At 44.7% G+C, this 14351-nt stretch carries 13 protein-coding genes; 2 read left to right on the top strand and 11 right to left on the bottom strand.

From position 1 onward, the window contains the following. Nucleotides 1-18 precede the first annotated feature (18 nt). The 5 genes from flaG to L1D15_RS15350 all read right to left on the bottom strand — a co-directional run bounded on the left by flaG (nucleotide 19) and on the right by L1D15_RS15350 (nucleotide 5839). Nucleotides 19-447, bottom strand: a complete 429-nt coding sequence (flaG, locus tag L1D15_RS15370; RefSeq protein ID WP_239837610.1) for a flagellar protein FlaG — start codon at nucleotides 445-447, stop codon at nucleotides 19-21. Between the two features lie 70 nt (nucleotides 448-517). Then, nucleotides 518-1651: a flagellin gene (locus L1D15_RS15365; RefSeq protein ID WP_239837609.1), complete on the bottom strand. Its 1134-nt coding sequence runs from the start codon at nucleotides 1649-1651 to the stop codon at nucleotides 518-520. A gap of 228 nt (nucleotides 1652-1879) precedes the next feature. Next, nucleotides 1880-3013, bottom strand: coding sequence for a flagellin (locus L1D15_RS15360; protein WP_239867556.1), 1134 nt, complete (start codon nucleotides 3011-3013; stop codon nucleotides 1880-1882). A 248-nt stretch (nucleotides 3014-3261) separates the two neighbouring features. Next, nucleotides 3262-4395, bottom strand: a complete 1134-nt coding sequence (locus L1D15_RS15355; RefSeq protein ID WP_239876351.1) for a flagellin — start codon at nucleotides 4393-4395, stop codon at nucleotides 3262-3264. Nucleotides 4396-4552: 157 nt separating this feature from the next. Then, the gene (locus L1D15_RS15350) at nucleotides 4553-5839 is read right to left on the bottom strand and encodes a peptidoglycan DD-metalloendopeptidase family protein (protein ID WP_239837606.1); all 1287 of its coding nucleotides are present in this window, start codon (nucleotides 5837-5839) and stop codon (nucleotides 4553-4555) included. Nucleotides 5840-5967: 128 nt separating this feature from the next. Between L1D15_RS15350 and tyrS the strand changes: the two genes are divergently transcribed. Then, nucleotides 5968-7155, top strand: a complete 1188-nt coding sequence (gene tyrS / locus L1D15_RS15345) for a tyrosine--tRNA ligase (RefSeq protein WP_239837605.1) — start codon at nucleotides 5968-5970, stop codon at nucleotides 7153-7155. Between the two features lie 388 nt (nucleotides 7156-7543). Next, complete coding sequence (locus L1D15_RS15340) at nucleotides 7544-8389, top strand: magnesium transporter (protein ID WP_239837604.1); 846 nt, start codon at nucleotides 7544-7546, stop codon at nucleotides 8387-8389. Here the strand turns inward: L1D15_RS15340 and dacB are convergent. The 6 genes from dacB to L1D15_RS15310 all read right to left on the bottom strand — a co-directional run bounded on the left by dacB (nucleotide 8368) and on the right by L1D15_RS15310 (nucleotide 14351). Then, nucleotides 8368-9798 (bottom strand): serine-type D-Ala-D-Ala carboxypeptidase, encoded by a 1431-nt coding sequence (gene dacB, locus L1D15_RS15335; RefSeq protein ID WP_239876350.1) that lies wholly within the window; start codon nucleotides 9796-9798, stop codon nucleotides 8368-8370. The genes L1D15_RS15340 and dacB overlap by 22 nt on opposite strands. Before the next feature lie 157 nt (nucleotides 9799-9955). Continuing rightward, the gene (locus L1D15_RS15330) at nucleotides 9956-10858 is read right to left on the bottom strand and encodes a Dyp-type peroxidase (RefSeq protein WP_239876349.1); all 903 of its coding nucleotides are present in this window, start codon (nucleotides 10856-10858) and stop codon (nucleotides 9956-9958) included. Between the two features lie 78 nt (nucleotides 10859-10936). After that, a complete protein-coding gene (locus L1D15_RS15325) occupies nucleotides 10937-11395 on the bottom strand; it encodes a DUF2919 domain-containing protein (protein WP_239876348.1) in 459 nt (152 codons plus the stop codon). 106 nt (nucleotides 11396-11501) lie between these two features. Further along, nucleotides 11502-11930 carry a cytochrome c-type biogenesis protein CcmH gene (locus tag L1D15_RS15320; protein ID WP_239876347.1) on the bottom strand — a complete coding sequence of 143 codons (429 nt, stop codon included), beginning with the start codon at nucleotides 11928-11930 and terminating at the stop codon, nucleotides 11502-11504. Next, the gene (locus L1D15_RS15315) at nucleotides 11927-12406 is read right to left on the bottom strand and encodes a DsbE family thiol:disulfide interchange protein (RefSeq protein WP_239876346.1); all 480 of its coding nucleotides are present in this window, start codon (nucleotides 12404-12406) and stop codon (nucleotides 11927-11929) included. Before L1D15_RS15315 ends, L1D15_RS15320 begins: the two co-directional genes overlap by 4 nt. A gap of 34 nt (nucleotides 12407-12440) precedes the next feature. Continuing rightward, nucleotides 12441-14351 carry a heme lyase CcmF/NrfE family subunit gene (locus L1D15_RS15310; protein ID WP_239876345.1) on the bottom strand — a complete coding sequence of 637 codons (1911 nt, stop codon included), beginning with the start codon at nucleotides 14349-14351 and terminating at the stop codon, nucleotides 12441-12443.

Raw genomic sequence — 14351 nt, 5'->3', positions numbered from 1 at the left:
AATCACCTCAAAATACGATCAAACCGTCTGGTTCAACAGCCCCGATGAATAACGGGCTGTCTGATCCCTCAGGCGTCGCAGTATTTCTAACATTTCCTCATCGGGTATCTGACGAATGATATCGCCAGTATCCGCTTCATAAATAGTCACTACATCCCTTCCCGACTCTTCATCGACTCGAAAAGATAGGCCAGTATTAATGGATGAAATAAACTCATTCATTTGCTGAACCATCCGCTGCCGCTCTTCCCTATTAAGCTTTTCACGTTGTTGAGACGCTTCTATCGCTTGATTAACAGCTTCTGCGGCTTGCTCCCTGACTTCGGACGTAGATACCTGTTCTTTTCGTGAGGAAACTTGCTGTGCACCATCATATTTTGAAGCAAATTTAGTGCCACTTTCTGAGCCGTAAGGCTGGACGTTCGATGTGTAGGATGGTATTTCCATAACAATCTCCCTTCCACCTTATAGGTTGGTAATCCTGTTACCGACCAATAAGCTCGCTCGAACCTATCGATTAACCTAACAAGCTAAGAGCTGCTGATGGTGATTGTTTTGCCTGCGCCAGTACCGAGGTACTTGCTTGTTGCAAAATCTGCGACTTAGTCATCTGAGTCGTTTCTTTTGCATAGTCGGTATCCCGGATACGGCTACGAGACGCATTAACGTTCTCGTTGATGTTATCCAAGTTGCTGATCGCATGGCTAAAACGGTTCTGGAACGCACCCAACTCCGCACGCTGACTATCTACTGTTTTCAAAGCACCATCAATAACGGAAACCGCCATTTGTGAGCCCGCCACCGTAGAGACATCAACATCGGCTACCGTTTTATTCTCAGCGGCACCAAACCCAATGTCACCGCCTAATGCACCACCAATGGTAACGTCAGTTGCTACTTTGTTATTCGCTGCGAACAACTGTAGTTTACCTTCTTCACCGACCGACGCTTTCACGTCTTCACTCTGACCATTAATATAAGTCGCAAGCTGCTCGATGTCGTCACCCACCTTAGCATTTATGGTTAACTGTTTCGCTTCCCCATGTACATCAGTATAGTCCAGAGTCAGATCGGTTGAACCCTGAGAGACGGTCCAATCATTATCTTTACCCTGTTGCGCAATATAAGCTTTACCACCCATTCCTGAAGTATCTGAGCGCATATTGCCCATAGTGAGCATCACTGCTTCACCTGAACTCGCACCGATCTGGAATGACTGACTACCAAATGTACCATTAAGCAATTTGTTACCACCAAACGAGGTAGTTTCTGCGATACGGTTTAATTCGTCGTTAAGCGCTGTCACCTCTTCCTGAATTGCAATTCGCTCCGAACGTGAGTTCGAACCATTTGACGATTGCAGCGACAAGTCACGCATACGTTGAAGGATGTTGGTTGTCTCATTCATTGCACCTTCAGCAGTTTGTGCAATGGAGATACCGTCGTTTGCGTTTTTCACCGCCATGTCTAGGCCACGACTTTGCGATGTTAAACGGTTGGAAATTTGCAGGCCTGCAGCGTCATCACGAGCACTGTTTATTTTGTAACCCGATGATAGACGCTCCATCGATCTCTGCATGCCGTCAGCAGCACCATTAAGGTATCGCTGAGCAGTCATCGCAGACACATTGGTGTTTACGTTAATTGCCATATTGATCTCCTTAGGCATTAAGGGTGATGCACTTCAGCGACTCTCACCTCACTTTGGTGCATCTCATTTCTCTCAGTCTTTTAACGGCGGAGAAAATATATCCTTTAGAGATATTTTAAAAAAAATGTCTGTAACAGGCATAATAAAACAACAAAAATGTTTAAAATCAATGGATTATACATACAAAAAAATCCAGCCGAAGCTGGATTTTTTTCAAGGTTTTCAGACTTAGCCAAGAAGGTTTAAAGCTGCATTTGGCGTTTGTTTCGCCTGAGCAAGAATCGAACTTGATGCCTGAGAAAGAATTTGAGACTTAGTCAATGCTGTTGTTTCTTTCGCAAAGTCTGTGTCTTTGATTCGACTCTTAGATGCATTCACATTCTCGTTAATGTTATCTAAGTTGCTGATTGCATGGCTAAAGCGGTTTTGGAACGCACCCAGTTGAGCACGGTGACTATCTACATATTTAAGTGCAGAATCAATAATTGCCACAGACTCTTGAGCGCCACCCACTGATGTTACGTCAATGCTATCCACAGTCACTGCTTGACCTTGGCCCATGCTTAGCTCACCAGCCAGACCGCCTCCAAAACTAACTTCACCTTCGACTTTGTCTGTGCCAGCGAAGATTTGCAATTGCCCTTCTTCGTCCACTGATGCTTTAACCATATCAGTTTGACCATTGATGTATGTCGCTAGCTCCTCAATATCATCACCTTCTTTCGCATTGATATTAATAGTTTGCTGTTGACCATCTATATCCGTCAATGTGATAGCGAGGTCGTTTGCACCAGCCTGTACGGTCCAATCTTTATCTTTACCATTTGCTGCTTGGTAGCTTGTACCACCCATGCCAACGTTGTCTGAACGCATGTTGTTCAACGTCAACATAACCGCTTCACCGTTATCGGCACCAATTTGGAAAGATCTCGTCGCATAAGTGCCGTTTAGTAGTTTATTACCACCAAAAGAGGTTGTCTCTGCGATACGATTAAGTTCGTCATTTAATGCTGTCACTTCTTCCTGAATCGCAACACGCTCTGATTTAGAGTTAGATCCGTTCGCAGATTGTAGCGAAAGATCACGCATACGTTGCAGGATGTTTGTGGTTTCATTCATCGCACCTTCAGCAGTTTGCGCGATAGAAATACCGTCATTCGCGTTACGTACTGCAACATCTAGACCGCGGCTTTGCGCATTCAAACGATTAGAGATCTGTAGACCTGCGGCGTCATCTTTAGCGCTATTAATTTTAAAGCCAGAAGATAGACGTTCCATTGACGTTTGTTGTGCATTGTTCGCGCTATTTAGGTAACGCTGTGCTGTCATTGCTGCGACGTTAGTGTTTACATTCACTGCCATGGTGATTTCTCCGTTTGATTTTCCGATGTAACCGGTTTCCGACGTCTCGGAAAACCAAAGTAGTTCTCTCAAAGTTACTTTTATTAACGGCTCAATCTCGAAAACCTTGAGCTCTTTCTTTCATTTTTTTTGAAAAAAGTGTGTTAAGAGAGGAAAAATTGACCAAATCAAAGAAACACAAAGAAAACCGTTTATTTTTGCTAAAGCTTTATCTGACTCAGTCGATAGTATTTTCTTTTTTTTGATAATTAACCCAATAAGGTAAGGGCAAGGTTGGGCTGCTGTTTAGCCTGTGCCAAAACTGATGTGCTAACTTGCTGTAAAATCTGTTGCTTAATCATTTGGGTGGTTTCCTTGGCATAATCGGTGTCCTTTATACGGCTATTCGATGCAGCCAAGTTTTCATTGATATTCCCAAGGTTATTAATTGCATGATTAAAGCGATTTTGCATTGCTCCCAATTCAGCGCGGTGACCATCGACATACTTAAGTGCAGTATCTATCACAGAGACAGCCCGCTGGGCACCACCCACTTTGGAAATATCTAAGTTATCAACCGCTTCATACCCAACAAGACCAATTTGAAGCTCAGTAGCAAGGCTGCCAGAAAAAGAAAGAGTGCCTGAAGTGTCTTTGCCTGCCATAAAGAGCTGCAACTGCCCCTCTTCATTTACAGACGCCGAGACTTTATCGGTTTGGCCGTTGATATAGGTAGCCAGTTCTTCAATGTCATCACCCACTTTGGCTTCAACTTGAATTAACTCCTGCTGACCTTGGGCGTTAGTGTACTCCATTACCAGCGTCTGACTGCCTTGAGAAACCTGCCAATTACTGCCTGTTTTTCCCGCGGCTATATAACTAAAACCTCCCATATCCAAGCTATCCGACCGCATGTTTTTCAGTGAGACTTGAACCGCTTCACCGGAGCTAGCACCAATCTGGAAAGATGAACTAGTGAATGAGCCATTGAGCAACTTTCGGCCACCAAAAGAGGTCGTTTCGGCAATTCTGTTCAATTCATCATTCAAAGCGGCCATTTCTTCCTGTAATGCGTCTCTTTCTGCTCGGCTATTTGAACCATTCGCTGATTGTAGTGAAAGATCACGCATACGTTGAAGAAGGTTGGTCGTCTCATTCATGGCGCCTTCAGCGGTCTGCATAATTGAGATGCCGTCGTTGGCATTACGCATCGCCACATCCAAACCACGCATCTGAGACTCAAGTCGATTGGAGATCTGCAACCCTGCAGCATCGTCTTTGGCACTATTAATTCGATTCCCTGAAGATAGCCTCTCCAGAGATTGATTCAACATGTCTGTCGCATTGGTTAAATAACGCTGAGCGGTCATTGCTGATACGTTGGTATTAACAGTGATGGCCATAACAGTAGATAGTCACTTCTTAATAGGGTTACTTGTTATATCGGCCTAAGCCCATTTTCTTTAGCCTTTCACAGCCAAAAAAAACGAGCATTTTCTCTTAATTAAACGGATGCCGTTGCTGTCATAGCATTCAAATAAGGTTCATTTATTGAGTGAATTATCGGGTTGCAAGTAGATCGCCATAACGCTCAAGTTTACTCAGCCTCAAATTAGCATTGGCGATAAAGGTCGTTTTATCTTTTCCAGTCAGAGACTTAGATTGCGGTAATTTAACGGTTCTTGGATTTTTGTGCACGCCGTTGACCAAAAACTCGTAATGCAGGTGTGGGCCTGTCACTCGCCCTGTACCACCTAAAGTACCAATTGTTTGACCTTGTTTCACTCTTTGGCCTGTTTTCACCTTACGTTTAGTTAAGTGCAAATACTTGGTGATATAGGTATTGCTGTGTTTGATAAACACATAGTTACCGTTGAATTGGTTGTAACTGGATTTTTGTACGATACCATCGCCTGCCGCCCAAATAGGGGTTCCAACTGGAGCTGCGTAGTCCGTGCCTCTATGTGCGCGCACCTTACCAGTGACAGGATGGCGACGACGCGGATTAAAGTTTGACGACACACGGCGGAAATCGAGGGGCGAGCGCAAAAATGCTTTCTTCATTGCACGGCCATTCTCGTCGTAGTAGTTGCCATTTTTATCGTTGAGAATTGCTTTGAAAGTATCGCCTTGGTTAGTAAAAATCGCTGCAATAATCTTGCCGCGTCCAACAACTTCCCCTTCAACCACACGCTCTTGATAAAGAATTTCAAAATGATCTCCTTTGCGGATATCAAGAGCGAAATCAATGTCCCAACCAAAAATACCTGCCAGTTCCATGATCTGGTTGGCCGTCAAACCAGCACCCACACCTGCATTCCAGAAGTTAGACGTAATGTCGGCCTCTGCATAGTTGTATTGGTAATGCACTTCCTTCTTGTCTAGCGATGAAGTAAAGCCTTTATCTGAACGGGTAATCAAAAAGGTTTCGTAGGCACTGAGCTGACGTTGAATTTGAACCAACTGATTATTGGTATCAAAGCCAAATTGAAATGAATCACCAGGTCGGACACGAGTCAGCTGTCGTTTAATTTCATCACTGGTAGTCGTTAGATCATAGAGAAGCCGAGATGACAAACCCGCACGTTGGAAGAGCAATGCCATGCTGTCACCAGAACCTATAGTATGTTTCTCCCAGCGTAACGCTGCTGTCGTATTTTCAGAACGCGAAGAAACCAATGTATCCGCATTGATAGAAATAGGATAGTGCTCTCCGACCTTATATCGTTTTTCGTCCGGTCTGAGATCTTGAGGTGATGGTAGAAACAGCGCGATGACAATCAATGCACTAAATAAGGCGATACAGGCTCGGTGCATCCATGGAAGTCGAGCGAAAATAGACAACATTTATGTTCGTTCTACAAAATTCAGTAAAAATAGTCAGCTGTTTAGTCTAACTGGTTTCAAAAAGCATCGCTATTCAAGTAAGATGGGAAATTACCAAATTTTTGCCAAATCTGTGGGAGTGAACAAGAATGGCGAGCATTGAAGCTGCACTGGCCGAGATTAAACGCGGCGTTGAAGAGCTAATTCCAGAAGAAGAGCTGATTGAAAAGCTAAAAGAAAATCGTCCTCTACGTATCAAATTGGGTGCCGATCCAACTGCTCCGGACATTCACCTAGGCCACACGGTTATTTTCAATAAGCTACGCTTGTTCCAAGAGCTAGGTCATGAAGTTACCTTCCTTATTGGTGACTTTACAGCAATGGTTGGTGATCCAACGGGTAAGAACACCACTCGCCCACCACTAAGCCGTGAAGATGTACTGCGTAATGCTGAAACATACAAAGAGCAGGTATTTAAAATTCTAGACCCTGCGAAAACCAAAATTCAATTTAACTCTGAATGGTTGTCTGAATTAGGTGCCGAAGGCATGATTCGCCTTGCTGCTAACCAGACCGTTGCACGTATGCTGGAACGTGATGATTTCAAAAAGCGTTACGCCGGTGGTCAGCCGATTGCTATTCATGAGTTTATGTATCCATTACTCCAAGGCTGGGACTCCGTTGCAATGGAAACCGACGTTGAACTAGGCGGTACCGACCAGAAATTTAACCTGTTAATGGGTCGCGAACTGCAAAAAGCTAATGGGCAGAAACCGCAAACAGTTCTTATGATGCCATTACTTGTTGGCCTAGACGGTGAAAAGAAAATGTCTAAGTCTGCCAACAACTACATTGGTATCAGCGAAGCGCCAAGTGAAATGTTCGGTAAGATCATGTCAATCTCCGATGATTTGATGTGGAGTTACTACGAGCTTCTGTCTTTCCGTCCTCTTGAAGAGATTCAAGCGCTCAAGGCGGGGGTAGAATCAGGTAAGAATCCACGTGATGTTAAAGTTGCTCTAGCGAAAGAGATTATTGCTCGCTTCCACAGCGAAGCTGATGCAGATGCGGCAGAACAAGAGTTCGTCAATCGTTTTGCTAAGAACCAAATTCCTGATGAAATGCCAGAATTTGCTTTTGATGCCGGTCTTCCTGTGAGTAATATTCTGAAAGAAGCAGGGCTGTGCGCTTCAACTTCAGAGGCGATGCGCATGGTTAAACAAGGGGCTGCAAAGATTGATGGTGAGAAAGTTGCCGATTCTAAGTTTTCCCCAGAAGCTGGGACTTATGTATTCCAAGTTGGTAAGCGTAAATTTGCTCGTATTACCGTGCAATAAACTCTGATTAAAACGATGAAAAGCGCCACATTGGCGCTTTTTTTATACGATAAGTTTGACTGATAACCCGTGTTTTTTCATTAAATTGACTGTAAAAAATTTTGGGGTTTGTTATCATGCCCGCGCTGCCAAACTGGCAGTTTATTCGGAGATTTTTATGAACAATATCGACCATCCTCCTAGTATGAAGGGAGAAAAATAACCCCACTTCGGTATTGGCGTTCTTCGTCTCTGCCTAAGTGGCAGAGTGACTCTTTTCTAAAGCTATCTCTAATTTTTCTCCTTCCTTTCTAGAACTCAGTTACAGGCTCATACTCAGTATGCGTTTGGCGTGTTGTACGTTCTGTAACTTGATGGTCGTTACCTACTGCCAATCGGGAGATTCGCCATGACGGTAATGAGCAATACATACATTGAAAACACCCCGCACTTCTCATCAGAAGAAATCGGGGCAGCTCGTAATGCATTTCTGCAATACGAACAAAGCCAGCAAGTTCACTTGTTGACGGTAATGTCGATTGAAGAGGCGGTGGCTATCTTGCACCACTGTTCAATTGGTTATGTCCAACAATTAATGTCAGTGCTGGAAAACGAGGGCCATGACAAGCTGGCACGGCATTATGCGCATCGGTTAGGCTTAATTCACTCTGAAGTGGAAACATCCAACAGCTATTTACGGACTTCTGTTTTGGGGCACGTAAAACAGCGTATCGGCTGGATTATTGCTTTAGCGCTACTGGGCATAGTTTCTGGGCTAATCATTGCTCAATATGAAGATACATTAAGTCAACTGGTACTATTAGCAGTTTACATGCCTGTTATTGCAGCGGCAGGAGGCAATACTGGGACTCAAGCAGCGACTTTGGTGATACGGGCTTTAGCAACAGGAGAGTTGAAAAAGCGCCAATGGTTAGCAGTATTCTGGAAAGAAAGCCGCGTGGCGCTCTGTTTGGCTTTAGCAATCGCTTTGGTCATTGTCGGCAGAGTGATGCTCTTTAGTGATGGGGCATCAACGGGAGGTTTTGCACTTACTAGTATCGCATTAGCGATTGCTATCGCGCTGTTTATTCAGGTCACAATGTCGACAACTTTAGGCGGCTTGTTACCCATCCTAGCGAGGGCATTTAAGCTGGACCCTGCTGTGTTGGTGAGCCCAGTGTTAGCATCGATTGTCGATATATCAGGAATGTGGGTTTACTTTACGGTTGTGAATCACTTCTTAGGTATTGCCTGACTGAACTTAACAATGTCTTTATAAAACAGAGTTTCAAATTGAGTGATAGCAGCGATGGTAGGTTTGCCATCGCTCTTTTTCTTTGGTGGCAGGTAGTCGGCTACATATTGTACAAATAACGTCGATGGTTTTCCTGAATGGTCTAAACCGAATCCCGCCATGTTATAACTTCCGTAAAGTGAGCCACTTTTTGCAATAAACGCCCCTTTCACTGGAGCTTTGCGCATACTTCGACGATATTTGAGCGTGCCAGATTCACCAGACTTTGGCATTAATTCGATCAGCTTTAGCTTATCGTTGTTGAGCCAGATATAGCGCAAAATTTTCGCCATGGCATGGCTGGTGAAGCGATTATTGCGTGACAAGCCAGATCCATCAGCCAAAGGAGTAGACTCAAGATCTACCCCTGTATTGGAGAAGATAATTTGCTTAATGGCTTGAGTCCCATTACTGAAGCTGCCCGGCTGAATATAAAATCTCGCCCCGAGTGTTTTTGTCAGATTATCAGCAATCAAGTTGTCTGATTTTTTCAGCATGGTTTCAAGTAGCTTGGAGAGCGGTAACGAACTGTGGGTAGCAAGTAGAACATCACTTTCAGTATGTTTTGGCATGCCAACACGAACAGAACCTTTAAAAGAGAGATCGAGCTGATTTAACACATTATTTAACATGCGTTGAGTGTAAAGCTCTGGGTTTTGTACTGCGAATTTTAACGGTAGAGGTTTGATCCGTTTAGTTAAACAACCTTGCAGCTGATAGTGATTATCTGGGGAGGAAATAAGTTCTAGGTCACACTGAGTACTTTCTTGTTGGTCTTTACTCACACTCAACGCCTGAGTGGTTACGTAGATGGGGAAATGTTCAGGCACATAAACGCGAGTATCGCCATCATCTTGAGTATATATGGAGGCTTGAACACAGTTACCATCAAGAGAAATTGCAGTTGCAGGTGCACTGTAGCAAACACCTAAAATATCCCATGGCCAGCCGACAGCGCGATCGTATCCGGTAAAGGCACTGTTATCCAACCATATATCACCTTCAATATGGCGAAGCCCATTTCTTTTCGCGACGACAAACAATTGCTTTAAATCCTCAGTCGTCAGAGTGGGGTCTCCTGAAAAGTGGATAACGATGTCTTTACCCACCCGCTTGAGCTGTGTTTCAAAGCGAAATTGATCCCCTAACTCCAACTTTGCAGCTAAGGCGGTAACAAGCTTCAATGTGCTCGCAGGGGGGAAAAAAAGCTCGCGATTATGCGTATCAATTAACGTGTCTTGTTCAACAAGTGATTCGACAAGCAGAGCCGCTCTGCTGCCCTCAGGTAACTGGGCTACAGGTGTATACGCGAAAGAGGGCAATGAGAACAAAGAGATAAGAACGAACAGAGACCGTTTGAAAAGCTGCATAGCAAGGCGCCGTGAGATAGAAAAGACAGAAAGCAGTATAACCAGTAAAAAAAGCGCCCGCTATAAGCTAGCCTATTACCACCCCAAAGACACTGGGCTGAAAACCTAACAATCGTTTGATAAGCAGCTTTAAACGGGCTTTATTACCTTTATCTAGCTACTTAAGCTTGAGGGCCTGCAACAACTCCATTGATGGTGCAAAAAAGTACGCCCCTGTCACTGCTTTTGTAAAGCGCAGCAGCTGATCAGTTTTACCATCGGTCTCGCCATACATACTGTCTAGCATGACTTTAAAGTTGTGAAGCGTATTACAATAAGCAATGAAGAGCAGACCATGCTCACCTGACACGCTGCCAAAAGGTAAACTATGGCGCACAATCTTCAAGCCTTTACCTTCTTCTTTAATATCTACACGTCCAACATGGGAAGCGGCTGGTACATCGTCAAGTTCAATCGAGTCTGGCTTAGTTCGCCCAATGACCTTCTCTTGTGCAGATACATTGAGTCGGCTCCAAGAAGGTAAATCATGAACAAAGCGCTGCACCATCACATAACTGCCACCTGCTAACGCACCATCAGGGATGATTGCCACTTGCTCACGCTGGGCCTCTTTCGGGTTTTCTGTGCCATCGACAAAATCTGTCAGATCGCGGGAATCTAGGTAGCGGTAGCCATAGGTTTCATCAACGATAGCGACATTGTCCGATGCTTGAGCCAAAAACTGGCGCAACAAATAAAAATGCAAATCATGGCGATTCGAATGGCAGTGAATCAACACATCCACCTCAGAGCTTGGAGCAACCGTCTTACCTGTTCCAAGTTGAGGAAACTCGATCAGCTCACTTGGCATTGCTACATCACACCGTGACCAAAAAGATTGAGTGAAAGCGATAGACAATGTTAACCCCGCCCCCGGCTGTTGTTGGTTAAGTTCGTCAGCCAGCAGTGGTAGCGCTTGGATCTGTTCTAAAACAGCCGCATGGTTTTGGATAACTTTAAACAAAGTATATTGAGCGAAAGGTCCCGACTCAGGAAGAATAGCAGTTTGAGGGGTGGTCATTTTGATGTCCTCACATTGACGTAGTTGCGCTGTGTATAGTGTTTTCTTTTAGGTGCATTGATAACGTTCATCGTCAGATCAATTCGATGGTGGGAGGGAAAAGCAGTCACGTACGCTACGGCTTTTATAGACATACATCGCAAACCACAATAAGAGTAATAAGGTAGCAGCATTAGCCCAATGAAAAGCACCATGTTCAAGATAAACATGATACAGGGTCTGGACAAACTGGCCGCCAATCGCCAATAAGGTGATCCCCTTTCCCCATCCCACCAAATGACTGACCCATTGCCGCTCAGGGCTACGCAAACTGATCATCCACATTAATAAAATGCTGGGCAGCCCCATCGCTAAGCCTAAGTACAGCATCGAATGATCGGGGTAAACAATATTGAGTATTTTGGCGCCGTTTTCTCGGCTCGCACCCGCAACGATAAATACTATCCAAGCTTTAGCCAAGAACATCCAGCCCAGCCAGAGCCATTTAGGTGCGTTGAGGAAACCATGTTTATCATATTGCTCTAAAGCGTATCGCACAAACGAACCACTATGGTTAGAAAAATTACTCTCCACTTTATACCAATTAACGCATTTTTCTATTAGAGATTAACTTTGTGATGTAATGGCAAAAAGTACACACCCTTTAAGCGTTCTTTTGTATCCGCCTTATTGAACTGACCACAAACAGTAAAAGCAGCAATACAGGAGCCAACCAAAGCAGTGCATTAGCAGCATTAAACTCAGGTTTGTACAAAACGAATTTACCGTATCGTTCTGTCATGAACGCTTTGACCGCTTGCTCACTCTCACCTTGGTTAATCTTTTTGAATACGATCAGGCGTAAATCCTTGGCAATAGGAGAGTTAGATTCAACTAAGTTTTGGTTTTGACACTGAGGGCAGCGCAGAGACTTGGCCAAACGTAATGCCTTATCCTGAAGCTCCGGTGAATGAAACTCAAACAGTTCCACCTGAGACACTTGCTCGTCTGGCACCCCAATAAAGATGTCTTGGCCCAAGGCTGGTACGTTCAGAGAAATCAGAATCAAAAGCAGCCCAAACAACATTCTCATTGCTGTGTCTCCGATTCAAAAAAATGCGCAAACTTTCTCTGCCAGCTACTCGTACTCAACAGCCCAGAATGCTTATACACGATCTCACCGGCTCGATTGACCAAATATGTTTCCGGGGTTCCTACAACGCCCAAATCAATAGAGAGCCCCCCTTTAGGATCATAAATCACACTTCGATAGGGGTTACCTAACTGATGTAAGTACTGCTCTGCTGCATTTTTCTGATCTCGATAGTTAAGCCCAATAATGGTAATACCCTGTTGGCTCAGTTGATTTAGAAATGCATGTTCTGAGCGACAAATGCTACACCACGAAGCCCAAACATTAACCAGCTGATACTCGGACTGAAACAAGGCTTTTGTTTCTGCTGGTTCACCACCCATCAACCTCTCCACCTTTTGCTCAGGGAACCCTCGAACCACAGCGTAGCTTTCTCGGTTGGAATCTTCGCTTAATGCCGAACCCAATAACGCCATAAAGCCCACCAGCAAGGTGAACAGAAGTAAGTATTTATGTTTTTTGGATAACATCGTACCGATTTTTACTCACTATCTTATTACCACATATCGAGAACAAAGGGAGCAGTGCCGCAAATATCGCGAGTATGCCACCACCCCATATCCACCAGATATAAGCGTTATACTGAACTTTGACTGCGTAGTTTTCCTTATCCACTTTAGCGGCCAATGTTACATAATAGTCCCCTAGCAAGGTCGATTTAACCGAAGGCTCATTCATGTTCATCACCCGGACAGGATAGTAGCGACGTTCAGGCTTGAACTCATACACCTCTCCCTGCGAGTCAGTAAAACGTAACACGGCTTGTTCTGCGGTATAGTTTTTGTCTACGCGCCAGTTCGTTTCTATATACTCTATCTTCCCGCCATGAAATTCAGCAAGCGTTCCTGGCCCTAGCTTGTGAGTCAGTTGAGAAGAATGCTCGGCATTCATCACACACCCTATCGCACTGATGGCTAACCCGATATGGGCAAGCACCATGAAAGCCTGCTTGCGCGAACGAACCAATAACCAGATATGACCAGAAATAACCCAGAACGCCAACCCCCACACCAGCAAGGCTGGCACAGACAGCCGATCTACTTGGATGAAATACAGACAAGCGCCAAACAACAGAGAAACAACCACGAATGTAATAATACGCTGCCGTGAACTGGCTAATCCACACTGCCATTTTAAAAATGGCACCCAACCCACCGCTGCTAGCGCTAATACTGTGAGCGGCAAGAACAGAGTATTAAAATAGGGAGCTCCAACCGATATTGAACCTCGTTGTATGAATTCATAAATCATCGGGTAGAAAGTACCTAGGAAAACGGTAAAAGTTGCAATCACCAGCAGGCCAATGGCTATCAATACCAGATAAGATCGACTGAAAATAGCTATCAACTTTTCGCTCTGAATGGCATCGCTACGCTCAATCAGCAGAGACAAAGAGGCAAGTAATGTCACTGCCAACATCGCCAAAAGCGCGATTCCTTTTCCCGGGTCGACAGCAAAAGCATGGACGGACGTCAATACTCCTGAACGCACCACAAAGGTCCCTAAAATGCTAAGGCTAAAGGTCACTAAAGCCAGCGACAGTGTCCAAATAACTAACTGTTGATGACGTCTAGACGCAAGCATACTGTGCAGCAAAGCCGTGCCCGTTAACCATGGAAGCAATGACGCATTTTCAACCGGGTCCCAGAACCACCATCCTCCCCATCCTAACTCATTGTAAGCCCACCATGAGCCAAGCAATATCCCTAGAGTAAGAAAGATCCAAGCAGAAATCGCCCAAGGTTTACATAGTATGACCCATTGGTTGTCATACGGTTTTTGCATCAACGCTGCCAAGGCAAATGCCAGCACAGTGGAGTAACCAATGTAACCGAGGTACAACAATGGTGGATGAAAAATTAATCCGACATCTTGAAGCATTGGATTAAGATCCCTGCCCTGCTCCAATAAGGTATGCGCATAAGTAAAAGGGTTAGAAGTCAGTAACGTAAACCAAGAAAAAGCGGCAACGAATAGAGTCATCACCCACAGCACATGCTCGAAATATTTAACATGAGAATGTCGAATTAATGAAATTAAGCTGGCCCATAGATTAAGTGTAAACACCCAAAATAGCATTGAGCCTTGATGCCCTCCCCAAACAGCGGCCAACTTGAAAAAGGTGGGTAAATCCGTGTTGGAGTGAGTGGCAACATACTCGAACTCGAATCGATCCGAGACAAATAATATCGCGAGGATCACGAGGCTTAACGAGGCCAATACCCCGTTAAGCCTGACCATTCCGATGAGAGAGAATGGCCGCTCTTGCCCTGAATAGCGACGCCAAGCCCAGCTTGACGCACAAATGGAGCTGGAAACCGCAATCCAGACCAGAGCAAAATGTCCAACCTCACCCAGCAT

It is taken from the genome of Vibrio sp. Isolate25, from assembly GCF_022398025.1.
GTDB classification, from domain to species: Bacteria; Pseudomonadota; Gammaproteobacteria; order Enterobacterales; family Vibrionaceae; genus Vibrio; species Vibrio coralliilyticus_A.
The sequence above is the reverse complement of the archived record's forward strand: the minus strand, read 5'-3'. Positions and strand labels throughout refer to the sequence as shown.